Here is a 26,617-nt window from a genome sequence, read left to right as displayed (position 1 = left end):
GTCGAGGCATGCTCATCGCCGCCGCTGCCGTGCTCATCATCGGCATGTGCGTGATCGGATGGGGATGGTCACGCGTGGCACGTAAGGTCGGCCCCCAGCGACTGTCCTGGACGGGCATCTACCCGCCGGGGACTGGCTGGCGACTCAGGGTGATTCTGGGGCTCGGCGCGGGCATGACGATCTGGGGCGGGATGACGCTGGCCGTCGATTCCCCGCTGTCGATCTGGCTCGTGTGGATCGTGCTGCCCGCGATGCTGCTGCCGTGGATCGTCGTGACGGTGCGGCACAACCGGGCGGTCAGCGCCTGAACTCCAGCGCCTTCGAGTAGTGCGTGAAGGCGCTGTCGGCGACGAACCCCTCGGACTCGTACAGCGCCTGCGCCCGCTCGTTCTCGTGCTGCGTCGCCAAGCTCACCGCGACGGCGCCCGCCTCACGCGCCGCCTCGACCACCGCACGCAGCAGTGCGCGACCGCAGAAGCGGAGGTGGCCCTCGACGAGCGGAGCCGAGGTCTCGAGGTCGGCGGGGGTGGTGCGGCGGACGTCGGACACGAGTCGAAGTCACGCACCACCGACCGACTTCGTGCCGCTCTCCTCCGGATGCGCGACGTCTGGCACTGTTAGAAGATGGCCGTGACTCCCCCCCCCCCCCCCGCTGAGGTCGTAGAAGGCTCCCGTCGCGGCCTTCGGCCGCTCACCGACGCGCAGTTCTCGCTCTGGGACCTGCTCGATCGGATGTATCACGGCGCGTCCAGCGAGCGCGAGAAGGGCAGTCGCTTCGAACGGTTCCTCAAGACCTACCTGCAGACCGAGCCGAAGTACGCCGACCTCTTCTCGAACGTGTGGCTCTGGCAGGAGTGGGATGGGCGCGCGGGCCGTCCCGATACCGGCATCGATCTCGTGGCACAGGACCGGTACACGGGCGAGTTCATCGCGATCCAGGCGAAGTTCTTCGACCCGGCGCGCCCGCTGCCGAAGCAGCAGATCGACTCCTTCTTCACCGAGCTGGGCAAGGAGCCGTTCACGAGCGGCATGATCGTCACGACCGCGCAGAACTGGTCGAAGCACGCCGAAGCCGCGCTCGTCGAGCAGAGCAAGCCGATCCAGCGGGTCGACCTGAACAACCTGGCCGACTCGCGCATCGACTGGTCGCAGTTCGACCCGTCCACGCCCGAGGTGCTCTACAAGGGCGCCGGCAAGGAGCCGCGCCAGTACCAGCGCGTGGCCATCGACGACGTCACGAGCGGATTCATGCAGCACGACCGCGGGCGCCTCATCATGGCCTGCGGCACCGGCAAGACCTTCACCTCACTGAAGCTCGTCGAGCAGCAGGTGCCCATCGGCGGCTCCGTGCTGCTCCTCGTGCCGTCGATCGCGCTGCTGCAGCAGACGCTCAACGAGTGGACCGCGCAGGCCGACCAGCCATTGCGCCCCTTCGCCGTGTGCTCGGATGCTTCCGTCGGCCGACGCGAGAACGAGGACGTCTCGAGCCACGATCTCGGGTTCCCCGCCACGACCGACCCCTCGAAGCTGTTCCACCGTTTCCGCATCTCGATGGGCCAGGAGACGATCTCGGTCGTCTTCGCCACCTACCAGTCGATCGATGTCGTACACCGCGCCCAGCAGCTCGGCCTGCCCGAGTTCGACCTCATCATCTGCGACGAGGCGCACCGCACGACCGGCATCTCGCAGCCAGGCAGCGACGACTCCGCCTTCGTGCGGGTGCACGACGCATCCTTCGTCCGCGCCAAGAAGCGCCTCTACATGACGGCGACCCCGCGCATCTACGTCGAGGACTCGAAGCAGAAGGCCGCGAAGGACGGCATCGCCACCTACTCCATGGACGACGAGGCGGTCTTCGGCCCCGAGTTCCACCACCTCGGCTTCGGCCGCGCGGTCGAGATGGGGCACCTGGCCGACTACAAGGTGCTGATCCTCGCCGTCGACGAGGAGTCGGTGGCCTCGTCGTTCCAAGACCTGCTGGCCCGCGAGGGCGATATGAACCTCGACGACGTCGCCCGCATCGTCGGCTGTTGGAACGGCCTCTCCAAGCGCGGCGTGAACGGTGAGCGGCTTTCCATCACCGACGACGCGCCCATGCAGCGTGCCGTCGCCTTCGCCCGGAACATCAAAGAGTCGAAGGCGATCGCCCACCAGCTCGATGTCATCGGACAGGAGTTGGCGATGAACGCCAGCGGCGATGCGCCGTCGCTGCAGCTCGCGGCGCAGCACGTCGATGGCACCTTCAACGTGCTGGAGCGCTCGGCGCGACTGCGCTGGCTGCAGGCGGGAGAGCGCGCGGACGAGTGCCGCATCCTCACCAACGCGAAGTGCCTCACCGAGGGCGTCGACGTGCCGTCGCTCGACGCGGTGCTGTTCCTCAACCCGCGCAACTCGCAGGTCGACGTGGTGCAAGCGGTGGGTCGCGTGATGCGCCGCGCCGCTGGCAAGGAGTACGGGTACATCATCCTGCCGATCGCGGTCCCCGCGTCACAGGACCCGGAGACGGCGCTGGGCGACAACAAGAAGTACAAGGTCGTGTGGGACGTGCTGCAGGCGCTGCGCGCGCACGACGACCGCTTCGAGGCGATGATCAACAAGATCGACCTCGACCCGAAGGCCAACAAGCGCATCGACGTGATCGGCGTCGGCGGCGATGGCCAGGACCGCGAGATGGGCAAGCCCTCCGACGGCGGGGACACCGGTCAGGCGCTGTTCTCGATGTTCAACGCCACCGAGTGGCAGAACGCGATCTTCGCCCGGATGGTCAAGAAGGTCGGTGACCGCCGTTACTGGGAGGACTGGGCCAGCGACGTCAAGGACATCACCGACCGCCAGGTCACCCGCATCACGACCATCCTCGACACGGTGCCGGCGGCGAACGAGGAGTTCGTCGGCTTCCACGAGGCGCTGCAAGCGAATCTGAACGACGGCATCGGGCGGGCGGATGCGGTCGACATGCTGGTGCAGCACCTCATCACCAAGCCCGTCTTCGACGCGCTCTTCGAGGACTACGCCTTCTCGCAGCACAATCCGGTGTCGCAGGTCATGGACCGCATGCTCAACACCCTCGACGGATACAACCTCGACAGCGAGACCGCCAACCTCGAGCGCTTCTACCACTCGGTTCGGGTGCGCGCCGAGGGCATCACGGATGCCGCCGGCAAGCAGCGCATCATCACCGAGCTCTACGAGCGCTTCTTCAAGCTCGCGTTCCCGCGCGTGGCCGAAAGCCTCGGCATCGTCTACACGCCGATGGAGATCGTCGACTTCATCCTGCGCGCAGTGAACGACGCGCTGCAGCAGCACTTCGGCGCGCGCCTCAGTGACGAGGGCGTGCACGTGCTCGACCCCTTCACCGGAACCGGTACGTTCATCGTGCGGCTGCTGCAGTCGGGACTGATCGACCCGAAGGATCTGCTGCGCAAGTACACGCAGGAGCTGCACGCCAACGAGATCCTGCTCATGGCGTACTACATCGCCGCGATCAACATCGAGGCGACCTTCCACGCACTGCAGCTGGAGCAGACGGAAGCGTCGAAGGAGGTCGGCTACGCGCCCTTCGACGGCATCGTGCTCGCCGATACCTTCCAGATGACCGAGGACGGCGATGCCCTCGACGAGCGGATGTTCACCGCCAACAACGAGCGAGCCGTCGAGCAGAACGAACTCGACATCCGGGTGATCGTGGGCAACCCGCCGTACTCGGTGGGACAGACGAGCGGCAACGACAACAATGCGAACCAGTCGTACCCGAGCCTCGATCGGTCGATCCGAAACACCTACGCTGCACGTTCCTCCGCGACGAACAAGAACTCGCTCTACGACTCGTACATCCGCGCCATCCGCTGGGCATCGAACCGGGTACTGCGTGCCGAGCAGGGCGGTATCGTCTGCTTCGTCTCGAACGGGGGTTACATCGACGGCAACACCGCCGACGGGTTGCGGCTGACCCTCGCGGAGGAGTTTCACGACGTGTACGTCTACAACCTGCGCGGCAATCAGCGCACTGCTGGTGAGCAGAGCCGGAAGGAGGGAGGCAAGGTCTTCGACTCCGGATCGCGCAACACCGTCGCGATCCTGCTGCTCATCAAGCGCCCCGGACCGGTGGAGTCGAGCACACTGCACTACCGCGACATCGGTGACTATCTCGATCGTTCGCAGAAGCTCGCGCTTGTCGACGCGGCGTCTATCGGCACGCTCGACTGGCAGCGGCTGACGCCGAACGCCGAGGGCGACTGGATCAACCAGCGGGATGCACGCTTCGACACCTACACGCCGATCGCGGAGAAGGGTGCGCGCGAGACGATCTTTGCTCTTCACACTCGCGGCCTCGCAACAGCTCGAGACGCATGGGTTTACAACTCCTCTACCGAGGAACTGACTTCGAATGTGACGCGCATGCTCGACTTCTACAACCGCGAAGTCGAACGCTACAAGAGTGTTGGCGGGGATGTCGGCGCGTTCATCGACAACGACCCCGCGAAGATCAGTTGGAACCGTGCCGACAAAGTCCACCTCGCTCGAGGCCGCCGCTACACCTTCGATCCTGGCGCTCCCCGAGTTGCCCAGTATCGACCATTCCAGAAGCAGCATGTGTACTTCGACCGCCAAGCCAACGACATGATCTACCGCTTGAACGACCTGTTCCCCGACGCTGGAAATGGAACTTTAGGGTTCTACCAGGTGGGCGCTGGCTCAGCCGTTCCGTTCAGCGTCGTTATGATCGATCATCTTCCAGACCTCCACGTGACAGGCGCGGGAAGTGGGGGCCAGTTTTTCGCCCGCTACTCCTACGCGCAGCCGGACGAGAATCAGCTCTTCGCCGAGCCAGAGCGAATCGACAACATCAGCGATTGGGCGCTCGGCGAGTACCAGCGCACCTACGGCCCGCAGGTCTCGAAGGACGACATCTTCTTCTCCGTCTACGGACTGTTGCACTCCCCGAGTACCGCGATCGCTACGCCGCCGACCTCAAGAAGCAGCTGCCGCGCATCCCGCTGGTGCCGGGCCGCGAGCGCTTCGACGCGTTCGCCACGGCGGGCCGGGCGCTCAGCGAGCTGCACATCGGCTACGAAAGCGTCGAGCCGCATCCGCTGGTCGAGACTGTCGCGAGCGGTGCACCGACCGATCCCTACGAGCGGTTCGCCGTGCGCAAGATGAGCTATGCCGGCAAGGCGGGCGCATGGGACAAGACGCGCATCCGCTACAACGCCTCCGTCGACCTCGACGGCATTCCCGAGGAGGCGCAGCGCTACTTGCTCGGCAGCCGCTCGGGCCTCGACTGGATCCTCGAGCGCTACCAGGTGAGGACCGACAAGCCTTCGGGCATCGTCAACGACCCCAACGACTGGTCACGCGAGCACGGGCAGCCGCGCTACATCATCGATCTCATCGGCCGCGTCGTCACGGTCAGCCTCGAGACGATGCGCATCGTCGACGCCCTGCCCGATCTTGGTCTCGACTGATCCAGGTCAGGGCGCGAGACACCCATCGATCCGGGCAGTGCTGCACCGAAACCCGCGGTGCTACACTCCCGCCATGCCCACCACCCGCCCGCGCCACACGCTGACCGAGACTGACGAGCTCGCGGCGGCGCTACGCGTCGCTGGCGAGCACTGGCCCGCGCAGCGCGACGATCGTGCTGCGCTGCTGCGCGCTCTCGTCGCGCGCGGGGCCGAGAGCCTCGAGCGTGAGGATCGGTTGCAGCGCGATGAGCGCGAGCAGCGGGTGCGCGGTGCCGCTGGCGCTGCGACCGGCAGCTTCCCGGCAGGCGCCGCAGCGGCTTTGCACGACGAATGGCCGGCGTGATCGTCGTCGACGCGAACATCCTGATCGCTTTCCTCGATCGCGATGAGGCGCACCACGCAGCGGTCGTCGACAGCCTGGCCATGACGGCCGATGAGGCGCTGGCCAGCACCGCGCTCACCATCGCTGAGGCGCTCGTCCATCCGTCACTCGCGGGTACGGCCAGCGATGCCGAGCGAGCCCTCGACAGCATCGGTCTGCAGCGTCTCGTCCTGGGCGGCAGCGATGCCCGGTCCCTGGCCGAGCTGCGCGCACGATCGCGTCTGCGCATGCCCGATGCGGTCGTGCTGCACGCGGCACAGCAGCATCATGCAACCCTCTGCACCACCGACACGGCACTCGCCCGTGCCGCAGAATCGCTCGGCGTGCCGACACTGCGGCCCGGCGCCTGAGTCCCAGCGCAGCGAGGCCGATACGGCGCTCTCCTGCTATGGCATCCCCTCCGGCGAGGCGGCGGCTATGGCCTCCGCGACCCGCGCCATCGACGCCTGTGCAGCGTCCGGCGTACTCAGATCGGTTGCGTGACCATGCACGCGCACGCCGTTTCCCCGCAGCTGGTGCACGGTCGGTTCCTCGGCGCGCAGAGATGAGATGGGCATCGGCCAGCCCGAACCGGCTGCAGGAAACGTGCAACCGATCGATGTCGGCACGTGGGAATCCCTGCGGCTTCTCGGAACTGTGCTCGGCGCCGGCCACTGCCGCCACTGCGCCGTCACGGGACCACACGACGTCGGGCCTGATGATGAATCGACCCGCCTCATCGGGCTGGTCGGAGCACTGGCTCAGTACGCGACCGGCACGACGCCCGAGATGCAGCCGGAGCTGCGCCGCAACGAGGTCCTCGAACATCTGCGCAATGGTGACGAGGAAGGCCGACGGCCGTTCTTCTCCGCGCCCATGAGGCACGCCGCTGCCCGCGAGAATCGGCGCGGCCGATGTGGAGCGCGCCACCGAAACGCCCAGCCGGCGGGAACGAGATCCGAGCCGCAGCGTTGTCTGCTGCCGACGTCATCGCCGCTCATCGTTTCGCTGGAACGCCCCGCCATGCATGAACGCGTCCGCGTCGTCAGCTGTCCGCTCTCAATGCAGCCCGGCGAGCCAACTCTCCCCCACCACGGCCACCCCGTACTCCCGCGCCTTGCGGGCCTTGCCCGAGAGCGAGTCCGGGTCGGCCGCGACGAGCAACTTGGTCTTCTTCGTGATCGCCGACTTCGGCACGAAGCCGCGGGCGATCAGCTCCGCCTCGATCTCGACGCGCGGGCGGGTCATCTCGCCCGTGAGCACGATCTGGTCGCCGGGCTCGAGCGCGAAGGCGGCGACCGCAACCGGGGCCTCAACGTCAGGCGCGACGAGCGCCAACGCGAGCCGTGCATCCGGGATGCGCAGCAGTGCCGCCACCGCGGTGAGGTCGGCGATCTCCGCATCGGTCAGCACCGCATCCGCCCAGGCGATCGCGGTGAGCGCCGCGAAGTAGTCGTCATGCAGGCGGGCGGCGGTGTCGCGGCTGATGCCGAGCGATTCCGCTGCGGCGACCAGCGCATCCGCTTCGCTGATGGAGAGGTGACGGTCGATGAGGCAGCGGTCGAGCAGGGCGAGGTAGTCCTGGTGCTCGGCGGGGCCGGCGTGCTCGGGCAGCTTGACGGTGATGCGCTCGAGGAAGTCGGCGGGCTCGTCCGAGCTGACGTCGTCGCGGCTGAACCAGGCGAGGCGCGGCGCGTCGTGCGGCGTCCACGGCTGCGCCTCGGCGAGGGCGCACGCCCATCCGCTCCAGTCGCTCGTGCTCGCGATGTAGGCCTCGAGCAGCTGGGCGGTGGCGAAGGCGTCGACGGATGCGCGGTGCGCGCCGGTGAGGTCGATGTCGAAGGCCGCGCAGCAGTCGGCGAGGCTGCGGCCGGCGCCGGGGAGGATGTCGCGAGCGAGGCGCATCGTGCAGAGCGGGTCGAACTGCGGCGCCCAATACGCGATGCGGTCGAGCTCCGCGAGCAGGAAACGCTGGTCGAAGCTGGCGTTGTGGGCGACGACGACGCGTCCGCTCAGCAGGTCGACGAGCTCGGCGGCGATGTCCGCGAACGTCGGCGCTCGGAGCACGTCCGCGGCGCGGATCGCATGGATGCGTTGCGCGCCGAGGTCGCGGCCCGGGTTGATGAGCGTCTCCCAGCGCCCGGTGATCCGTCCATCCGGGTCGGAGTGGACGACGGCCACCTCGATGGCGCGGTCGTGCTTGGTCGGGAAAAGACCCGTGGTCTCGAAGTCGATCGTGGCGAAGCCGGTCATGCGCAGTACTCCCTTGCGAGAGGGTACGCAGTGACGCGCTGGTCTCGAGAGTCCGCGTTCGGGGGCTGGGTGTACGCTTTCATGTACAGGAGGCCACCATGAAGACGATCTCGTTCACCACCTCGCGCGCCAACTACGCGCAGACGCTCGACAGCGTGATCGACGACCGCGAGGAGGTCGTCATCACGCGTGCGGGCAAAGATCCGGTGGTGATCGTGAGCCTCGAGGATTACGAGTCGCTCAAGGAGACCGCCTACCTGCTGCGCAGCCCTGCGAACGCGGCCCGTCTCCTCCGCTCGATCGACGCCCTCGAACGCGGCGGCGGCACGGCGCGCGATCTGCTCGACGAGGCATGAGCTTCGTCTGGTCGGACGATGCGTGGGCCGATTACCTGCACTGGCAAGCAACCGACCGTCGCGTGCTCAAGCGCATCAACCTGCTGCTCGAGGACATCCGTCGCAACGGCAATGAGGGCATCGGCAAGCCGGAGGCGCTGAAACACGGCTTCCAGGGGTACTGGTCGCGTCGCATCACGGATGAGCACCGGCTGGTCTACAAGATCATGGACGACGAGATCCGGATTGCCCAGGCTCGGTACCACTACTGACGCGGTGACTTGAGCTCACCTGTGCCGGCGAGGTCGCGAAGCGAGATGGCGAAGGGCTCGGAGAAGACCCGGCCGTCGGCCGTTCGGTACTCGATGGAGCCGGTCGAGACGCCTCTGTTTTTGGCGACGGTGACGAGCGCCGCACCGCGTTTCCAAGGGCCTACGTGATAGCGCAGCTCGGCACCAGGCGGCAGCGTGCGGATGCCCCCTTCATCCCGCAAGAACATGAAGCCCGGAGCGATGCTCGGGTCCTTCCACGGCGCGGATGTGTCGTCGAAGGTGATCACGACGTCGAACGCTGGCGTGCGACCGCTGTTTGCGACGCAGAGCCGCACGCCGATCTGTTCATGCTCGTTCACCGACTCGTGGAAGGTGAGCCACACGTACGGTCGCGTTTCGGCCTGCGTCGCCTCGCGCGCAGCGTCGACAGCATCGCGCGCGGACCGCAGCTGCACCAGCGCGTAGATGAGTGTCGGCACCGTCACGAGCACGGTGAACCATTCCGCCAAGGATCCTCAGTCCATGAGGCAACCCTAGCCAAGCTCTTTTCCGGACGGCCGTCCGAAAAGTGCTACCGTCGACCCGTGACCCCCAGAGCCGAGGATCCCCGCCCCGCGCGCACGCGCGCCGCGATCCTCGCCGCCGTCGGCACCCTCTCGGAGCGGGACGAGGAGATCACCGTCCCCGCGATCGTCGCCGAGGCGGGGATCAGCCGCTCGACGTTCTACACGCAGTTCCGCGATCTCGATGCGCTGGCCGTCCGCATCCTCACCGGCGCCTTCGCCGAGATCGAGGCGCTCGACCTCGAGCTGCGGTCGACCTCCAGCCCGATCGACGCCGCCCGTGCGACCACCGCGCAGCTCGTCGCCGAGTTCGCCCGGCGGCGCGCGCTCTACGCGAGCGTGCTCGGCAGCCGCACCACCACCGAGACGCACCGGGCCGTGAGCGAGGCGTTCGCGGAGCAGGCGCTCGGCACCATGCTGCAGACCGCGCCGGCGCACCTCGACCCGCGCATCGCCGCCGAGTACCTTGCCGGCGGCACACTCGCCGTGCTCACCGCCTGGCTGCTCAGCGACGAGCCCGCACCCGTGGAGACCGTGCAGCAGCAGCTGCTCGCACTCCTGCCCACCTGGCTGAGCAGCGACGCGCAGCCCGACGAGAGGAAGCACCCATGACCCGCACCATCATCGTGACCGGCTCCGCATCCGGCATCGGCGAGGCCACCGCGGCGAAGCTGCGCGCGGACGGCCACCGCGTGATCGGCGTCGATCTGAAGGACGCCGACATCGCCGTCGACCTCACCACCGCCGAGGGGCGCACCGCGCTCGTCGAGCAGGCGACCGAGCTGAGCGGAGGCGTCGTCGAGGGTGTGCTCGCCATCGCCGGCCTGGTCGCGCCCGCACCGGTCACGGTCGCGGTGAACCACTTCGGCGCCATCGCGACGCTCGAGGGCCTGCGGCCGCTGCTCGCGAAGTCCGAGGCGCCGCGTGCCGCCGTCGTCGCCTCGCTCGCCGCCCTCGAAGAGGTCGACGAGGAGCTGCTGCGCCTCATCGAGACCGGCGACGAGGATGCGGCGCTCGCCCACGCGGGCTCGCTCGGCGCCACCGCGAACGCCACCGGTTCCTCCGTGCTCTACACGACCTCGAAGCTCTCGGTCGCGCGCTGGACCCGCCGCACCGCGCCGAGCGCGGACTGGGCGAAGGCCGGCATCGCGCTCAACGCCGTCGCGCCGGGCGTGATCCTTACCCCGATGACCGCCGCCGCCCTCGAGACCGAGGAGGGCCGCGCCGCCCTCGACGCCGGCGCGCCCGCGCCCTACGGCGGGCCGGCCGCCGACCCCGCGGCGATCGCGAACCTGCTCGCGTGGCTGATCAGCCCCGAGAACCTCTACGTCACCGGACAGGTGATCTTCGCGGACGGCGGCGCGGAGAGCATCCGTCGACCCGAGCTCGTCTGAGACGACATCGAATTACCGCGAACGGTCTCGTCGAGCGCGCGATGCCAGCCGTTCGCGGCACCTCGACGCGACGGCGCGCATCCGCTCGATCTCAGCTCGCGGCGACTCGATGCCTGCATCCGCTTGACCCTCACGCGGCGTGAGCCCCCACGCTCGACTCCATGACCGAGAACTTCACCGCCTTCGACCTCAGCCCCGTGCCCGCGCCCGGCCCCGACGCCGTCTCCCCCGGCATCAGCCGCGCCATCTACGGCATGCCGATGTTCGTCACGCTGCCCACCGCCGACCTCGAGGCCAGCCGCCGCTTCTGGATCGACGCGCTCGGCTTCATCGACCTGTTCAGCATCCCCGGCCAGCTGACGCACCTGCGGCGCTGGGCGTTCCAGGACGTGCTGCTGGCGCCCGGCGACCCGGAGCCCGCGGACGGGCGCAGCGTCAGCTTCGCCTGCGTGCTGGGCGAGATCGACGAGCTCGCACGGCGCACCGGGGTCGAGCCGCGGCACACGCCGTGGAACACCGTCGACCTCGAGGTCGTCACGCCGGAGGGGGCCCGCGTCGTCATGACCGCCGCGAAGCCGTTCGACCCAGCGAGCATCGAGGCGCGGAACCTCGCCGACATCGGCATCGCTCCGTGAGCGCTGCGACACTGGGGACCATGGACGGACTCACCGTCGGCGAGGCCGCCGCGAGCCTCGGCGTCACCGTGCGCACGCTGCACCACTGGCACGACATCGGCCTGGTCGCGCCGGCCGCTCGCTCCGAGGCCGGCTACCGGCTCTACGCCGCCGCCGACCTCGCGCGGGCGCAGCGGGTGCAGGTCTACCGCGCGCTCGAACTGCCGCTCGACGAGATCGCCGCCCTGCTCGACGGGGGCGACGCAAGCGCCTCGCTGCGCGAGCAGCGCGATCGGCTGCAGCAGCGCATCCGCGACCTGCAGGGCATGGTCGAGGGGGTCGAGCGGATGATCGACGCCGGTTCCCGAGGACTCCTGCTGACCGCGCGCCAGCAGGCCGAGATCTTCGGGCCCGGATGGGACCCCGCCTGGCTCGACGAGGCCCGTGAGCGCTGGGGCGGCAACGCGCAGTGGCGCGAGTACGCCGAGCGCGCGGCGGGTCGCGACGCCGACGACTGGCGGGACGTTGCCGAGCGGATGCGCGCCCTCGACGAGAACCTCGCCGCGGCTATGCTCGCCGGCACGGTGCCGGGATCGGATGCGGCGAACGCGCTCGCCGAGCGCCACCGCGCCACGATCGGCACCCAGTTCGCCTGCACGCACGCGATGCACGTCTGCCTGTCGCGGAGGTACGTGGACGACGAGCGCTTCCGCGCCCACTACGACCGCACTGCCGAGGGGCTCGCGCAGTGGCTGCGGGCGGTCATCGAGGAGAACGCGCGGGCGCACGGCGTGGACCCGGCGACCGCGGTCTGGGGGTGATCCATCCGGCGCCGTTCGCGGGCTGATGCACCCACCGGCGATCGCGGGCTGGGGTGGCCCATCCGCCGGCGATCGCGGCGCCTTACCGGGATGCCAGGCGTTTCGTAGCGCGAGTCGGTCGGCCGGTTCTCAGAGAGGTCGTCGATGCCAGCGGTGCTGGTTGGGGCATCTGCATCCGCTCGTTCGCATCGCCGTTGTCAGCACTGGGGGCGCTTTCACAGCGGCCTGCCCATCGAGTTGCCGCGAACGGCGGTCCCGAGGCGGCCAAAGCAGCCACACGCGGCAACTCGACGGATGCTGCGGCCACGAGTCGCGACACGCGACACGGAGGGTGACGGCAGCGCCGCGACCTGGCCAACGCATCCGCTCGGCCCCTCGTCGAAAGGGAGCTACAAGCGGAACCGCCACCGAGTTGCCGCGAACGGCGGTCTTGAGACGGCCCAAGCAGCCATACGCGGCAACTCGACGGGTACTGCGGTCACGAGTCGCGACACGCGACACGGACAGTGACGGCGGCGCCGTGACCTGGCCAACGCATCCGCTCGGCCGCTCGTCGAAAGGGAGCTACAAGCGGAACCGCCACCGAGTTGCCGCGAACGGCGGTCTCGAGGCGGCCGAAACAGCCATACGCGGCAACTCGATGTGGAAGAAGTGCGAGAGCGACACGCGCGGGCGGGCAGCGCGCGCGGGCGGGCAGCGCGCGCGGGCGGGCAGCGCGCGCGGGCGGGCAGCGCGCGCGGGCGGGCAGCGCGCGCGGGTGGGCGGCGTGGGCGGGTGGGCAGCACATGCGGGCGACACGGGCGGGCGGCGGGCGCGGACCGCACCGGGCCGCGCGACACGGCAGGCGGGCTCAGGCCGGCGCCCGCTCAGCCGGGCAGCCGCGTCGAGCCGCGCACCACGAGCGTCGCCGGGCTCGTGAGGTGTTGCGGCGGCAGCTGCTCCCCCGCGATGCGCCGGTCGATCAGCTCGACGACGCGCGAGACGACCCAGTCGTGGCTGGGGTCGATGGTGCTGAGGCCATCGTCGATGTGCTCGCCGAACGCCAGGTTGTCGAAGCCGACCACCTGCACGTCGTCGCGCACGCGCAGTCCGGCGTCGCGCACGCCGGCGAGCACACCGATGCCGACCTGGTCGGTGATCGCGAAGACGCCGTCGACCCCCGGGTCCTGCCGCAGGCGCTCGGCGACTGCCACCCGCGCATCCGCCGGTTCGTAGCGGATGATCGGCCGCACCGACCCCTGCAGGCCCGCCTCGCGGAGCGCCCGCTCGAAACCGACGGTGCGCATGGTCGACATGGACGGGAAGCCCTCGTCGCCGCCGCCGATCATGAGCAGCTTGCGGGCGCCGCCCTCGATGAGGTGCCTCGTGGCGAGGTAGGCCCCTGTCTCGTTGTCGAGCTGCAGGTGGTCGAAGCGCGGCGGCATCTGCTGCTCACCGAGCAGCACCACCGGCTTGCTCGTGCGCAGGCGGTCGACGTCGTCGTAGTGCAGGCCGACGACGCTGAGCAGCACCGCGTCGTAGGTGGCGAGGCGGGCCTGCGAGAGCGCCTCGCGTTCGCTCTCGGGGCTGGCGTTCGACTGCTCGACGCTGAGGTGGCGACCGGTGGCCGCGAGCGCCACGGCGAGCTTGGCGGCGAGCTCGCCGAAGTACGGGTGGTCGAAGCGCGGCACGATGAGGCCGATGGTGCCGGTCCGGCCGGAGCGCAGGCCGCGGGCGGTGAGGTTGATCTCGTAGCCGAGCCGCTCGACGGCGTCGAGCACGCGCAGCTTCGTGGCCGCACCGACCTTGGGGCGGTCGTTGAGCACGTTCGAGACGGTCATCACCGACACGCCGGCCTCCGCCGCCACATCGCTCATCGTGGGCACTGCGCACCTCCCTCGGCTGCGCTCAGCATGGCAGCGGAATTGCCCCTTGACGCGGCACCGCACCGTCGGGCTATTCTTCCCTGCAGTTCGGTATAACGATATACCGCAACGGGGCCGCAGCCACGCCCCGCTCATGCGAACAAGGGAGTTCTCCATGAAGTCACGTCTCGTGCGTGCCTCGGCCATCACCGCCGCGGCCGCGCTCGGCCTCGGCCTGGCGTCCTGCTCGGCCGGCGGCGACGCCGAGGGCGTCACCACCATCTCCTTCCTCAGCTGGACCGGCGAGGAGCAGATGCAGCCGGTGCTCGACGCCTTCGCCGAGGACCACCCCGAGGTGAAGCTCGAGGTCTCGTACGCGCCGCCGGTGGCCGAGTACATCCAGACCCTGCAGACCCGCGTGCTCTCCGGCACCGCTCCCGACGTCTTCCTCATCGCCGCCGAGAACAAGACCAACCTCATCGACGCGGGCGCCGTGGTCGACCTCAGCGACGAGCCCTTCATGGAGGGCGTGCAGGAGTTCAACCTCGACACGTACGGCCGCGACGGCGCGCAGTACGGCCTCTCGCTCTCGAGCTGGGCCGCCGGCTACGCGTACAACGAGGAGATGCTCGCCGAGGTCGGCTACGACGCGATCCCCGAGACCTGGGACGAGTTCCTCGAGCTGCTGCAGGCGCTCGAGGACGCCGGCCACACGCCGTTCCTCGAGAGCGTCGACCAGATGCCCACGACCGTGTCGGCCATGATCGGCGCGAAGTCGAGCGGCATGGACCCGAGCCTCGACGAGCAGATCTTCTCGGGCGCCTCGACCTTCGAGGACGAGTGGAGCGACGTGCTCGAGCAGTACGACCGCCTCTACACCGAGGGGCTCGTGAGCAGCGACGTGGTCGCCCTCGACGGCGACCAGGTGCGCGACGAGTTCGCCAACGAGCGCGTCGCGATCATCAACGCCGGCCCGTGGATCATCAACGCCGTCACCGAGGCCAACCCCGAGCTGCAGTTCTCGTTCGCACCCGTGCCCGGCATCGAGGGCGGCAAGCCGTTCCAGGCCGGCGCCGCGAGCCCCGGCTACGCCATCAACGCCAAGAGCGACGAGGCCAAGCAGGAGGCCGCGAAGACCTTCCTCACCTGGCTCGCCAGCCCGGAAGGCGTGGAGCTGTTCAACCAGCAGACCAACGACGTCACCGTCACCGAGTCGTTCACGCCGGAGGTCAACCCGATCTTCGAACCCATGGTCGCCCCCATCCGCGACGGCCAGCTCTACCTGCCGATGATCTCGTGGCAGCGCGACGAGGACGTGCTCAACGTCGAGGCCGTGGCCCAGATGCAGCGCATGATCCAGGGCCAGATCGAGCCCGAGGACGTCGCCGCCGCCCTCGACGCGAAGCTGAGCGACTGAGCGAGCGGATGCGGATCCGGCGGGGCTGCGCAGGCCCCGTCGGGTCCCCTCCCGAGGTGACTCCATGACATCGCAACTCGCCACGCGCCCCGCACCGCCGGCCGGCTCCGTCTCCGCGAAGCCGGTGACGCGACGCCGCTCCGTCGAGGGCGGATGGAAGCAGATCGCGCTCAACCGCGCCTTCCTGCTGCCCGCCGTCGTCGTCTTCGTCTTCCTGTTCATCATCCCGCTCGCCCAGTCGCTGTACTGGTCGCTCACCGACTTCACCGGGTACAGCACGGAGGCGAACTTCGTCGGCCTCGCCAACTACGCGGCGATCATGGCCGACCCGTCGATGCTCGCCGGCCTCAGCTTCACGCTGGTCTTCGCCGTCGGCTCCACGCTCGTGACCACGCTCATCGCGATCCCGCTCGCCGTGCAGCTCAACAAGGCCTTCGCGGGGCGCAGCTTCGTGCGCTCGCTCTGGTTCTTCCCCGCCGTGCCGAGCATGGCGATCCTCGGTCTGGTGTGGGGGTACATCCTCTCGCCGCTGCCGTCGGGTGTGTTCAACACGCTGCTGAACGACTGGTTCGGCATCGACGCGATCTCGTGGCTGAGCGACAACACGCTGGCGCAGGGCTCCGTGATCCTCGTCGGCGTCTGGGCCCAGACCGGCTGGCACGCGGTGCTCTACGTGGCCTACCTGCAGTCGATCCCTGCCGAGTACTACGAGGTCGCCAAGATCGACGGCGCCAGCAGCCGGCAGCAGTTCTTCGGCATCACGCTGCCGCTGCTCACCCCCGCGATCGTCATCAGCACCTTCCTGCTGCTGACCGCGGGGCTCAAGGTGTACGAGCTGCCCTTCACCCTCACCGGCGGCGGGCCCGGCTTCACCACCTACACGATCACCCAGTCGATCGTCGTCTCCGGTGTCGGGCAGGGGCGCTACGGTCTCGCATCCGCTCTGGCCGTGCTCTTCACCATCGCCGTGGCCGTGATCGGCTTCAGCCAGCTCAAGGTCGCCAGCGCGATCGGGAAGCGGTTCTCATGAGGGTCCCCGTCTGGCGCCGCACCACGCTGAGCGTCGTGATGATCGCGCTCGCACTGATCATGGCGGTGCCGCTGTACTACATCGTCGTCAACACCTTCAAGACGCAGGCCGAGATGGTGGCCTCGCCGCTCGCCCTGCCGCAGCAGTGGACGTTCGAGAACTGGGGTTCGACGCTCGCCGATCCCGGCATCTACCAGTCCTTCGGCAACACCCTCTACATCACCGTGCTCGGCGTGCTGCTGCAGCTGCTGGTCGGCGCGATGGCCGCGTACGCGATGCTCATCACCTCGAGCAGGTTGGCCCGCTTCGCCGCGGCGGCCATGCTGCTGGGGTTCATGATCCCGGGGCAGTCGACGCTCATCCCGCTGTACCGCACCCTCGTGGGCCTCAGCCTGGTCGACAACCTCAACGGGCTCGTGCTCATGTACCTGGGCGGGTCGATCTTCTGCTTCTTCCTCATCCAGGGCTACATGCGCACGATCCCCTACGAGGTGATCGAGGCGGCGCGCGTGGACGGGGCCGGCACGTTCCAGGTGTTCTGGCGCATCGTGCTGCCCCTCATCCGCCCCATCCTCATCACAGTCGGCGTCTTCCAGACCATGTGGGTCTGGAACGACTTCCTGCTGCCGACGGTCTTCCTCTCCACCCCGGCGAAGAAGACCGTCGTGCTGGAGGTCTACAGCGCCGTCAGCGAGTTCACCACCGACTGGCCGGCCTTCATGACCGTGACCGTCATCGCCCTCATCCCGATGGTGATCTTCTTCGTCTTCACGCAGCGCCACATCGTGAGCGGCCTCCTCGCGGGGAGCGTGAAGGGATGACCGACCGCAGTACCGAGAACAGAACGGAAACCATGTCCCAGCTGACCGCCGTCATCGACCTCGACCTCCCCGGGGCGCGCATCTCACGGCACGTCTACGGCCACTTCGCCGAGCACCTCGGCCGCTGCATCTACGGCGGCTTCTACGTGGGCGAGGACAGCGAGATCCCGAACGAGGGCGGCATCCGCCTCGACGTCGTGGAGGCGCTGCGCGCACTGAGGATCCCGAACCTGCGCTGGCCGGGCGGCTGCTTCGCCGACGACTACCACTGGCGCGACGGCGTCGGCCCGCGCGAGGAGCGGCCACGCATGGTCAACTCGCACTGGGGCGACGTGGTGGAGGACAACGCCTTCGGCACGCACGAGTTCCTGCACCTCTGCGAGCTGCTCGGCGCCGAGCCGTACATCAACGGCAACGTCGGCTCGGGCACCGTGCGCGAGATGAGCGAGTGGGTCGAGTACCTCACCCGCGGCGACGACTCGCCCATGGCGGCGCTGCGCCGCGAGCACGGCCGTGACGAGCCGTGGACCGTGCCCTTCTTCGGTATCGGCAACGAGGCCTGGGGCTGCGGCGGCAACATGACGGCCGGGCAGTACACGCACCTGGCGCGGCAGTACTCCACGTACATCCGCAACCACGGCGAGACCCCGGTCTACAAGATCGCTGCCGGCGCGAACGTCGACGACTACGGCTGGACCGAGTCGCTCATGCAGGCGCAGAGCGGACTCGGCGGCGCGGACAAGCGGGCCCACCAGCTGTTCCAGGGTCTGTCGCTGCACTACTACACGATCAACGGGTCGTGGCAGGACAAGGGCGACGCCACCGTGTTCGGCGAGGACGACTACTACGTGACCGTCAAGCGCGCCCAGCGCATGGGCGAGCTGCTGCGCGGCCACAGCGCGGTGATGGACGCCTACGACCCCGAGCGCACGGTCGGCCTCATCGTCGACGAGTGGGGCACCTGGTGGAATGTCGAGCCGGGCACCAACCCCGGCTTCCTGTATCAGCAGAACGCGATGCGCGATGCGCTCGTCGCGAGCGTGCACTTCGATCTCTTCCACGAGCACGCCGAGCGCATCCACATGGCGAACATCGCGCAGACCGTCAACGTGCTGCAGGCGATGATCCTCACCGACCCCGACTCGGGCGCGCTCGTGCTCACGCCCAGCTACCACGTCTTCGCGATGAACACGGGGCATCACGACGCCGCGCGGCTGCCGCTCGCGTTCAAGGAGGCGCTGCCGACCCGGTCGGTGGAGGGCGCGGAGGTGCCGCTCGTCTCCGCCTCGGCGTCGACGAAGGACGGCGCCGCGCTGATCTCGCTGTCGAACCTCGACGCGGCCTCGGCCACGACGATCGTGCTGGACCTGCGCGGCCGAGCGTTCACCGGCGTCGAAGCGACGCTGCTGACCGCCGACACCCTGCAGACGCACAACACCCCCGAGCGGCCGGATGCGGTCGCGCCGGTCACCCACACGGGCGTGCGCGAGCACGAGCGCGGCCTCGAGGTCGAGCTGCCGCCGCACTCCTACGTGACGGTGTCGCTGCAGCTGGCCTGATCCTCGAGCGGATGCGAGGCGCCGGTCCCCAGGGGCCGGCGCCTCGTCCGCGCCTGGGAGCCGCGTGCGCGGTCGGTGCGAGCGGACGGGGGCGCCGGCGACCGCATCCGCTTGCGTGATGACGTGGGGGCATGGCCCTTCTGCGCGACGACTCCCCCGCTCTCCTGCTGCACGGCTACGGCTTCGGTGAGCGCATCTGGCGGCGCGTGCGCCGCGGTGCGCGCTCGGCGCCGCTGCAGCTGCTCGGCGATCCGGCGCTGCTCGTGCGCGGCGCCGAGGCGGTCGAGCTGTTCTACGACGAGGGCAGCATCCGTCGGCACGGCGCGATGCCCGGCCTCGTGCAGGAGTCGCTGTTCGGACACGGCTCGGTGCACAGCCTCGACGGTGATGAGCACCGGCACCGCAAGCAGACCTTCCTCGACGTCGCGTACGAGGACGCGCAGGTCGAGCGCTTCGCGCCACTGCTCGAGCGCGAGTGGGCGGCCGAGCTCGCCGACTGGCGCGGCGGTGGCCGGCGCAGCGCCTACGACGCGGCCGTCGGCGCCTTCGGTCGCGCGAGCATGCGCTGGGCGGGGCTGCCGGGGACGGCGGATGCGCAGACGCGCTGGTCCGCGCGCCTCGCCCAGATCGTCGACGGCTTCGGCGCGCCCTACTCGCCCGAGTACCTGCTCGCGATGGCGAACCGCTTCTGGTCCGACCGCCACGCGGCCGAGCTGATCGAGGCCGTGCGCCGCGGCACCCTCGAGGCCCGGGAGGGCACGGCGCTGCACGCCTGGGCGCACCACCGCGACCGGGACGGCGAGTTGCTGCCGGCGCGGCTGGCGGGCGTCGAGTTGCAGAACAGCATCCGCCCGATGATCGCGGTCGCGCGCTTCGTCGCCTTCGCCGCGAAGGAGCTGCACGACCGTCCCGACTGGCGGCAGCGGATCGCCGCCGAGACCGCCGAGCGCGGCGCGCTGGTCGGCGGGCCGCTCGCCACCGCCTTCGCGCAGGAGGTGCGCCGCACCGCGCCCTTCGTGCCGCTGCTGCCGGGCTTCGCGAAGCGCGAGCTGGAGCTCGACGGGCACCGCCTGCCCGAGGGCGGGCGCCTGCTGCTCGACATCCTCGGCACCGACACGGATGCGGAGTCGTGGAACCGCGCGGACGAGTTCGACCCCGAGCGCTTCGTCGGGGTGGAGGACTACGAGGCGGTCGCGACCTTCATCCCGCACGGTGGCGGCGACCCGCGTGACGGCCACCGCTGCCCCGGTGAGAAGCTGGCGATCGCGGGCCTCGCGGCGGCCGTGACGGCGCTGAGCGAGCCCGAGGTCGCGATCCTCGGCGAGGGGCTCGAGGTGAACCGCCGCCGGCTGCCGACGAAGCCGCGCTCCGGAGGCGCGGTGCGCGGCTCGGGCGAGCCCTCGCGCTGCCCCTTCCACCGCTGAGCGGCCGTCTCGTCGCGTCAGCGTCCTCCATGCCGACCGGCGAGCGGATGCAGGGCGCACGCCGCATCCGCCGTTCGCGCGAGCTGGCTCTGCACGGCGGGTCCGTTGGAGACGGCGGCGCAGCGCGGCCCTACCCCTGCACGGAGGCGGACGCGGCCGCGTCGGAGACGGTGTCCACGACCTCCCGAGCACCGGCGGACGACGTCATCCGCCGACGGAACCGTCTCCCTCCCGTTCGAGCCGTTCGCGCAGGCGGCGCCGATCGGCATCGGCGAGCGCCGAGCGCACGCCGTGCTGCACACCGAAGCGGATGGCGAGGTACGCGAGCACCGCGACCAGCACGGGGACGAGGATGTAGCCGACGGTGGCGAGGTACGGGATCGATGAGGTCATGGTCTCCACGCTAGGGCCGACACCAGCCGTTCATCCGCTCGTCGTCGAATGGCCCGCGGATGGTCGCGCTCGCGTCGCGCGGGATCGGGACCGTGGACGCGGCCACCCCCGTTCGGGTCGCGCCCATCCGGGGGCGCGTGCGGCGGTGCGCCGATGAGACGAGAGAGCCCCATGCACCGTTCCTTCCAGCGCGCCGCCACCGCCGGCGCGACCTGCCTGATCGCGGGCGCCGCGGTCATCGCCCTGCCGACCGCGGCGCAGGCCGACGAGGCGCCGAAGACGCCCAAGAACCTCATCCTGCTCATCGGCGACGGCATGGGGTACAACCACGTCGACCTCGCGAACGTCTTCGAGGCCGGCACCTCGCAGAACCAGGTCTCCGTCGATCCGGCCACCGGCGAGGTCGTGCACCACGACAGCGTCGCCACCCAGGGCTTCGAGGACTGGCCGGTGCGCGTCGGCCAGAGCCACTACGCCGCGAACGGCGTCGCCGAGTACGTCACCGAGGACGCCTGGAGCGACTTCGACCAGGTCAAGCAGGGCGCCACCGATTCGGCCGCCGCCGGCACCGCGCTCGGCACGGGTGTGAAGACGAACAACGGCATGATCGGCGTCGACGCCCAGCAGCAGGGGCTGCTCAACCTGACCGAGCAGGCGGAGGCGGTCGGCAAGTCGACCGGCGTCGTCTCGAGCGTGCCCTTCAGCCACGCGACGCCCTCCGCCTTCGTGGCGCACAACAGCGACCGCAACAACCTCACCGGCATCGCCAAGGAGATGTTCGAGAGCGACCTCGAGGTCGTCATCGGCGCCGGCCACCCGAACTTCACCGACGACAACACCTCGCGCACGCCGAACTACCAGTACATCGGTCAGCCCGAGTTCGAGGCGCTGCAGTCCGGCGCGAGCGACTGGTCGTTCATCGAGCAGAACCGCCAGTTCGAGCAGCTCGCCTCGGGCGAGGACGTGCCCGAGCGGGTCTTCGGCATCGCCCAGGTCGCCACGACGCTGCAGCAGAACCGCGCGGGCGGCGACGAGGAGCACCTGCCCGGCGAGGTGCCGTTCAACGACGTGCCCGCCCTCGCGACCCTCGCGACGGGCGCGCTGAACGTGCTCGACCAGAACGAGGAGGGCTTCTTCACCATGATCGAGGGCGGCGCCATCGACTGGACCGGCCATGCCAACCAGACCGGCCGCACGATCGAGGAGCAGCAGGACTTCAACGGCGCCATCGAGGCGGTCACCGAGTGGGTCGAGACCGAGAGCAGCTGGGAGGAGACGCTCGTCGTCGTCACCGCCGACCACGAGACCGGCTACCTCGCCGGCGGCGGCGCGGGCGAGACCTGGACGCCCATCACCGGCGAGCCCGGCGAGATGCCGGACGCCTCCTGGCACTCCGGCAACCACACGAACGCGCTCGTGCCGGTCTACGCCAAGGGCGCCGGCAGCGAGGCCATCGCGGCCCGCGCCACCAACTGGGACCTCGTGCGCGGCGCCTACCTCGACAACACCGACATCGGCGAGGTCTTCTTCGACCTCATCGGGCACGCCGCCACCGATGGAGCGGATGGGGGCATCGGCGTGACCGCGCAGGTCGAGTCGGCCGCGCCCGCGGGAACGCTGGCGCTGGACGTCGCCGACTTCGGCGGCGCGGTCGCCTTCGAGGATGCGCAGGGACGCCTGCGCGCGACCCTGCCGACCGTGAACGTGACCGACACCCGCAGCGAGGTCGACGCGCTCGGCCGCGGATGGACGGTCTCCGGTCAGGCCGCCGACTTCCGCGCCGGCAACCGGGCCATCACGAGCGACCACCTCGGCTGGACGCCGCGCGTGCTCGACGGCTCCGCAGCGGCCGGCGCCGCCGTCGAGGGCGCCCTCGACGGCGGCCAGGGGCTCGGCGAGGCCGCGGTGCTCGCCAGCGCGGACCGCGAGACCCGCCTCGGCAGCACCGCCGTCGACGCCGACCTGGAGCTCGGCGTGCCCGCCGATGCGAAGTCCGGCAACTACGGCAGCACCATCACCGTCACCCTGTTCGCGCAGGACTGACGCCCTCCGCGGGGCGGCCCGCCCGGGCCGCCCCGCACCGCCGGCCGCGCCGGGCCCGGCACCTCGAGCTGCTCGATGCCCCGGCCCGCCTCGCACCCCGGCTGCCTCGCACCCCACGCCACCGCCTCTGCTCCCGGCACCCCGGCCCGCCTCGCATCACGGCCCTTCTCCTCCCCGCCCCCGCACCGCTCCCAGCGCGTCGAGTTGCGGACTTCCGTCGCCTCGTCCCGCTCGGAGGCGACGGAGGTCCGCGACTCGACGAGGACGAGCAGATGCGCGACCACCGCACAGCGCACCACGAACGGAATCCGCACCATGATCATCCGACACCTCGGCGCCCTCGCCGCAGCGGCGGCGATCGCGATCGCACCGATCGCGCTCGCGCCGGCGTCCGCATCCGCTGCGACGACGACGACAGCGAGCACGACGAGCACCCCACCCGCCGCGACGACCGCAGGCACGACGAGCGCCGCGAGCTGGAGCGTCGCGCCCGCCGACGAGACGGGCCCCGACGGACGCATCTCGCTGCGGCACGAACTCGATGCCGGCGCGACCGCGAGCGACCGCATCGCGGTGAGCAACCACGGCGCCGAGGCTGTCGAGTACCTCGTCGCGGCGGGCGACGGCATGGTCGGTGCGAACGGCGCCTTCGACATCCGCCAGGGCGAGCCCGAGCACGGCGGGGCCTGGCTCACGGTCGGCGGCCTCGACGAGCGCGGCGCCGTCGCCGTGGAGCCCGGAGCCACCGTCGTGCTGCCGGTCGAGATCGCGGTGCCCGTGAACGCCACCCCCGGCGACCACCCGGCCGGGATCGTCGTCGGCCTGGCCGGAGCCGGGACGGAGGGCGTGCAGGTGCAGCACCGCATGGGCGTGCGCCTGCACCTGCAGGTCGCCGGGGATCTCGCCCCGTCACTCGAGGCCGAGGTGCTCGGCACCGGCTACGACTGGTCCTGGAACCCCTTCGAGCCCGGCACGGCCGAGGTGCGCGTCGCCGTCGAGAACACGGGCAACGTGCGGGTCTCCCCCGGCATCGCCACGACGCTCGGCGGCCCGTTCGGGCTGCTGATGGAGCGCAGCGGAGCGACGGATGCGGTCGAGCTGCTGCCCGGCGACCGCACCGTGGTCACCGCGAGCGTGCCCGCGTGGCCGCTGGCCTGGCTGCTCGGCGACGTGCGGGCGAGCCCGGTGGCCGTCGGCGAGGACGCCTGGACGGACGCGACCGCGACGAGTCTCCCTATCGGGGTGCTCGCGGTATCGCCCGCGTGGCTCGTCGCACTCGCCCTGGTGCTCGCGCTCGTCGCCGCGCTGGTGCTGCGACGCCGCGCGGTGCGCATCCGCCGCACCCGGGCCCGCCTCGCGGCGGCCTGAGCGCGGGCTCCCGGACTCGACGCGCCGCCCGACGCACGGCGCGAGGCTCGCGGCGCGAGGCGCGCCGCCCCGACGCCCGCCCGAGCCGCGTGGCGCACGGCGCGAGGCGCGAGGCGCAAGCGCGCCGCCCGACGCCCGACGCCCGCCCGAGCCGCGTGGGGTTGCAGTATCCGAGCGACCGCGCAGTACAGATCGATGTACTGCACTGTCGTCCGGATACGCCGTCGCGAGGGAATGCCCGCGCACTGGCCGCCGCGAGGCACGTGGACGAGGGAAGGCCCGCGCACTGGCCGCCGCGAGGCGCTGGGAGGCACCGGGACGGCACCGGGAGGCACGGGGACGAGCAAGCGCCCCGGCTCAGATCCCGCCGCCGCCTCCGCCTCCACCGCCGCCGCCGGCGACCGCCCCGCCGGTCGAGCCGGGCGACGAGGCGCTGTAGCTGCTGACCGCCGACGTCGAGAACGACCCGATCCCGGCGCCGAGCACGGCGGGGTTGAACGGCACCGAGCCCACGTACCAGTCCGGCTGCGCGCCGAGCCCTCGTAGGCGCGGCCGAGCACCTCGCCCCACTCGCGTTCGATGCCGAAGAGCACCGCGTACGGCAGCAGGCGCTCGTAGAGCCGCACGACGGCGGTGCCGTCGCCGGCGTCGATGCGCTCCGCGCCCTCGACGGACTGCAGCATGCGCAGCCGGTCGGCCTCGGCGAGCTGCAGGTACTCCTTCAGGCCCGCGAGATGGTCCTCCACCTCGGCACCGAGTGCGGTGAGGGGCGTGTGCGCCACGAGCACGAGGGCGACCACCCCGGCGACCAGGCCGGTGACGAGCGTGATCAGCGACCACGGCCATCCGATCGACTGCGTGAGGGCCACGAGGCCGCCGACGATCGCCACCAGACCGGCGAGGATCGCGGCGAGCGCGATGGTGCCCTGCAGTCCGCCGAGGCCGCTCACCCGGTAGCCGCGCTCCTGCAGCTGGCGGGTCACCGTGCCGGTGAGCCGCTCGAGCGCTTCGCCCGCCTTGGTGTCGGGGGTGGCGAGATCGCGGTGCTCGCCGGGGGTCAGCGTGCCGCCGAAGAGCGCGTGCAGGAACTCGCGCTCGTGCTCGTCGATGTCGCGGTCGTGCACGTACTCGAGCCGGTACTGCGGCTTGCGGGTGCCCTCGAGCTGCACGATGCGGATGTGGCCGGTCACCGCGAGGTCGACGATCTGCGCGGCCGTGCTCTTGGCGCCGCGGTGCAGCAGGTGCGCGGCGGTCGGGATGGAGACGCCCTTCGGCGGCAGGTACTCGGCCACGATCGTGGGCCGCCCGGGCGCGTCGCGCAGCCGGGTGCGCCGCGCGACGGCCGCGCCGAGGAGGACGAGCAGCGCGAGGCCCGCGCCGACGGCGGAGACCGTGGGCCAGGGCGAGGCGCCGAAACTGCCGTCGAAGGGCTGCACCGAGCCCTCCTCGAGCCCGATCGCGAAGGTGAGGGTCTGCTCGGGCGCCACATCGGACGCCCGGAACGCGAAGCCGCCGTCGGCGCCCGGCACGATGTCGGCCGGGCGGGACTCGCCCTCGGCGCCCTGCACCGCCGTCACGTCGCCGGTGAGCTGCTCGGCGAGCCCGTCGTCGAAGCGCACCGTGGCCTGCACCTCGCCCATCGCCTGCGGCCAATCGGTGCCGTTGACGTCCCAGTAGAACTCGACGGCGCCATCGTCGACGCGCACCACGTCGTGCTGCCGGTACTGGATCACGTACACCTGCTCGCCGTGCACGTACGCGTCGTCGGCGATCTCGAGGGTCTCACCGTCCTGCTCGTAGGCCCGCGCCTCACCCGACGCGTCCGTCACCGAGCGCACCTCGAGCCGGGTGCTGTGCCCCTGGTAGTCGTCGACGAGCACGCGACGCAGGCCACGGTTCTGATCGGTCTCGGGGAACACCGCCGTGATCGTCTCGGTGACGTCGAGCACGGAGCGGCCCTCGTCGTCGAGGCTCAGCCGGTAGCTCGCGTCGAAAGCGGGGATCTCGAAGTCGTCGGTGTCGGCGGCGGCGGGCGCGGCGGGCAGCACGGCCAGGGCGAGCGCCGCCACGGGCAGCAGGAGCAGGGAGCGCGGTGACCTCACGCACCCCAGCCTAGGAGCGGCCCCTCGCCGGGCGCAGCCCGCATCACGATCGGGTGAAGGACCGGCACCGCCCAGACTCGCCTTGCCAGACTGTGTGCAGCAGCGGACGGAGGAGCGGATGAGCGGACGGGATGCGATGACGGCCGGCGGCGCGGACGCGCCACGATCGGACGCCGTGCTCCCCCGTCCGCACGACGGGTTCATCCGCTGGTCGCTCACCGCCGGCATCGTCGCGCTGGTGCTACTCGTCGGAGCCTTCCTCGTCGGTCTCGTCGAGTTCACCACGGGACCCGTCGACGATCCGGCGCTGCGCTACGCGCCGCTCGCGCGCCTCAGCGGCGCGAACCTGCTCGCCACGCCGCTGCTGCTCGCCGCCGCCGGGCTCGCACTGCTCGGGGTGATCCGCTCGCGCCGCCGCCCGATCGCCTCCGCGCTGCTCGTCGCCGCGGTCGTCGCGCTGCTGGTGACCGGTCCCTTCTTCGTCGAGGAGGCGCTGCAACTCGCCGGCGTGCTGCCGCGCTGACGAGCCCGCCGATAG

Annotated in this window: 22 protein-coding genes and 1 pseudogene; 17 read left to right on the top strand and 6 right to left on the bottom strand. The window is 70.5% G+C overall.

Annotated elements, in window-relative coordinates; all coding sequences use genetic code 11:
- Window positions 1-8: 8 nt before the first annotated feature.
- Complete coding sequence (locus QQK26_RS03095; RefSeq protein ID WP_284229949.1) at window positions 9-308, top strand: hypothetical protein; 300 nt, start codon at window positions 9-11, stop codon at window positions 306-308.
- On the opposite strand, the gene QQK26_RS03090 is transcribed toward QQK26_RS03095, so the two are convergent.
- The gene (locus tag QQK26_RS03090) at window positions 298-549 is read right to left on the bottom strand and encodes a GNAT family N-acetyltransferase (protein ID WP_284229947.1); all 252 of its coding nucleotides are present in this window, start codon (window positions 547-549) and stop codon (window positions 298-300) included. The genes QQK26_RS03095 and QQK26_RS03090 overlap by 11 nt on opposite strands.
- A 75-nt stretch (window positions 550-624) precedes the next feature.
- On the opposite strand from QQK26_RS03090, the pseudogene QQK26_RS03085 reads away from it, so the two are divergent.
- From QQK26_RS03085 to QQK26_RS03070, 3 genes and pseudogenes are all read left to right on the top strand, one after another.
- A pseudogene (locus QQK26_RS03085) lies at window positions 625-5,465 on the top strand (DEAD/DEAH box helicase).
- Between the two features lie 73 nt (window positions 5,466-5,538).
- Window positions 5,539-5,808: a hypothetical protein gene (locus QQK26_RS03075; RefSeq protein ID WP_284229940.1), complete on the top strand. Its 270-nt coding sequence runs from the start codon at window positions 5,539-5,541 to the stop codon at window positions 5,806-5,808.
- Window positions 5,805-6,197, top strand: coding sequence for a type II toxin-antitoxin system VapC family toxin (locus QQK26_RS03070; protein WP_284229937.1), 393 nt, complete (start codon window positions 5,805-5,807; stop codon window positions 6,195-6,197). Before QQK26_RS03075 ends, QQK26_RS03070 begins: the two co-directional genes overlap by 4 nt.
- Window positions 6,198-6,885: 688 nt before the next feature.
- Here the strand turns inward: QQK26_RS03070 and QQK26_RS03065 are convergent.
- Window positions 6,886-8,079: an exonuclease domain-containing protein gene (locus QQK26_RS03065; protein WP_284229935.1), complete on the bottom strand. Its 1,194-nt coding sequence runs from the start codon at window positions 8,077-8,079 to the stop codon at window positions 6,886-6,888.
- A gap of 98 nt (window positions 8,080-8,177) precedes the next feature.
- Between QQK26_RS03065 and QQK26_RS03060 the strand changes: the two genes are divergently transcribed.
- The gene (locus QQK26_RS03060) at window positions 8,178-8,435 is read left to right on the top strand and encodes a type II toxin-antitoxin system Phd/YefM family antitoxin (RefSeq protein ID WP_284229933.1); all 258 of its coding nucleotides are present in this window, start codon (window positions 8,178-8,180) and stop codon (window positions 8,433-8,435) included.
- Window positions 8,432-8,686 (top strand): Txe/YoeB family addiction module toxin, encoded by a 255-nt coding sequence (locus QQK26_RS03055; protein WP_284229931.1) that lies wholly within the window; start codon window positions 8,432-8,434, stop codon window positions 8,684-8,686. The genes QQK26_RS03060 and QQK26_RS03055 overlap by 4 nt, the downstream gene beginning before the upstream one ends.
- On the opposite strand, the gene QQK26_RS03050 is transcribed toward QQK26_RS03055, so the two are convergent.
- Window positions 8,680-9,195: a DUF8453 domain-containing protein gene (locus QQK26_RS03050; protein WP_284229929.1), complete on the bottom strand. Its 516-nt coding sequence runs from the start codon at window positions 9,193-9,195 to the stop codon at window positions 8,680-8,682. The genes QQK26_RS03055 and QQK26_RS03050 overlap by 7 nt on opposite strands.
- 75 nt (window positions 9,196-9,270) lie before the next feature.
- On the opposite strand from QQK26_RS03050, the gene QQK26_RS03045 reads away from it, so the two are divergent.
- The 4 genes from QQK26_RS03045 to QQK26_RS03030 all read left to right on the top strand — a co-directional run bounded on the left by QQK26_RS03045 (window position 9,271) and on the right by QQK26_RS03030 (window position 12,078).
- Window positions 9,271-9,861, top strand: a complete 591-nt coding sequence (locus QQK26_RS03045) for a TetR/AcrR family transcriptional regulator (RefSeq protein ID WP_284229927.1) — start codon at window positions 9,271-9,273, stop codon at window positions 9,859-9,861.
- On the top strand, window positions 9,858-10,643 hold the full coding sequence (locus tag QQK26_RS03040) for an SDR family oxidoreductase (RefSeq protein WP_284229925.1): 786 nt from the start codon (window positions 9,858-9,860) through the stop codon (window positions 10,641-10,643). The genes QQK26_RS03045 and QQK26_RS03040 overlap by 4 nt, the downstream gene beginning before the upstream one ends.
- Window positions 10,644-10,804: 161 nt before the next feature.
- Window positions 10,805-11,278: a VOC family protein gene (locus QQK26_RS03035; RefSeq protein WP_284229923.1), complete on the top strand. Its 474-nt coding sequence runs from the start codon at window positions 10,805-10,807 to the stop codon at window positions 11,276-11,278.
- Window positions 11,279-11,298: 20 nt separating this feature from the next.
- Window positions 11,299-12,078, top strand: a complete 780-nt coding sequence (locus tag QQK26_RS03030; protein WP_284229922.1) for a MerR family transcriptional regulator — start codon at window positions 11,299-11,301, stop codon at window positions 12,076-12,078.
- Window positions 12,079-12,944: 866 nt separating this feature from the next.
- Here QQK26_RS03030 and QQK26_RS03025 read toward each other — a convergent pair.
- Entirely contained in the window at window positions 12,945-13,934 is a 990-nt protein-coding gene (locus tag QQK26_RS03025; protein ID WP_284234419.1) for a LacI family DNA-binding transcriptional regulator, read from the bottom strand.
- A gap of 163 nt (window positions 13,935-14,097) precedes the next feature.
- On the opposite strand from QQK26_RS03025, the gene QQK26_RS03020 reads away from it, so the two are divergent.
- From QQK26_RS03020 to QQK26_RS03000, 5 genes are all read left to right on the top strand, one after another.
- The gene (locus QQK26_RS03020; RefSeq protein ID WP_284229919.1) at window positions 14,098-15,339 is read left to right on the top strand and encodes an ABC transporter substrate-binding protein; all 1,242 of its coding nucleotides are present in this window, start codon (window positions 14,098-14,100) and stop codon (window positions 15,337-15,339) included.
- Window positions 15,340-15,403: 64 nt separating this feature from the next.
- Window positions 15,404-16,369, top strand: a complete 966-nt coding sequence (locus tag QQK26_RS03015; protein WP_284229917.1) for a carbohydrate ABC transporter permease — start codon at window positions 15,404-15,406, stop codon at window positions 16,367-16,369.
- Window positions 16,366-17,190: a carbohydrate ABC transporter permease gene (locus tag QQK26_RS03010; protein WP_284229915.1), complete on the top strand. Its 825-nt coding sequence runs from the start codon at window positions 16,366-16,368 to the stop codon at window positions 17,188-17,190. Before QQK26_RS03015 ends, QQK26_RS03010 begins: the two co-directional genes overlap by 4 nt.
- Before the next feature lie 32 nt (window positions 17,191-17,222).
- Window positions 17,223-18,749: an alpha-N-arabinofuranosidase gene (locus QQK26_RS03005; protein ID WP_284229913.1), complete on the top strand. Its 1,527-nt coding sequence runs from the start codon at window positions 17,223-17,225 to the stop codon at window positions 18,747-18,749.
- 131 nt (window positions 18,750-18,880) lie between these two features.
- Window positions 18,881-20,173: a cytochrome P450 gene (locus QQK26_RS03000; protein ID WP_284229912.1), complete on the top strand. Its 1,293-nt coding sequence runs from the start codon at window positions 18,881-18,883 to the stop codon at window positions 20,171-20,173.
- A gap of 204 nt (window positions 20,174-20,377) precedes the next feature.
- On the opposite strand, the gene QQK26_RS02995 is transcribed toward QQK26_RS03000, so the two are convergent.
- Window positions 20,378-20,566 (bottom strand): hypothetical protein, encoded by a 189-nt coding sequence (locus tag QQK26_RS02995; RefSeq protein WP_284229911.1) that lies wholly within the window; start codon window positions 20,564-20,566, stop codon window positions 20,378-20,380.
- Between the two features lie 171 nt (window positions 20,567-20,737).
- Between QQK26_RS02995 and QQK26_RS02990 the strand changes: the two genes are divergently transcribed.
- The gene (locus tag QQK26_RS02990) at window positions 20,738-22,609 is read left to right on the top strand and encodes an alkaline phosphatase (RefSeq protein WP_284229909.1); all 1,872 of its coding nucleotides are present in this window, start codon (window positions 20,738-20,740) and stop codon (window positions 22,607-22,609) included.
- Between the two features lie 938 nt (window positions 22,610-23,547).
- Here QQK26_RS02990 and QQK26_RS02985 read toward each other — a convergent pair.
- On the bottom strand, window positions 23,548-26,079 hold the full coding sequence (locus QQK26_RS02985) for a DUF2207 domain-containing protein (protein ID WP_284229907.1): 2,532 nt from the start codon (window positions 26,077-26,079) through the stop codon (window positions 23,548-23,550).
- Window positions 26,080-26,197: 118 nt separating this feature from the next.
- Here QQK26_RS02985 and QQK26_RS02980 point away from each other — a divergent pair, with 118 nt between their 5' ends.
- The gene (locus QQK26_RS02980; RefSeq protein WP_284229906.1) at window positions 26,198-26,602 is read left to right on the top strand and encodes a hypothetical protein; all 405 of its coding nucleotides are present in this window, start codon (window positions 26,198-26,200) and stop codon (window positions 26,600-26,602) included.
- The last annotated feature ends 15 nt before the right edge of the window (window positions 26,603-26,617 follow it).

The sequence above is a fragment of the Arenivirga flava genome (assembly GCF_030161575.1).
Taxonomy (GTDB): domain Bacteria; phylum Actinomycetota; class Actinomycetes; order Actinomycetales; family Microbacteriaceae; genus Arenivirga; species Arenivirga flava.
Note: the sequence above shows the minus strand (reverse complement) of the source record. Positions and strands in the feature narration are given on the sequence as shown.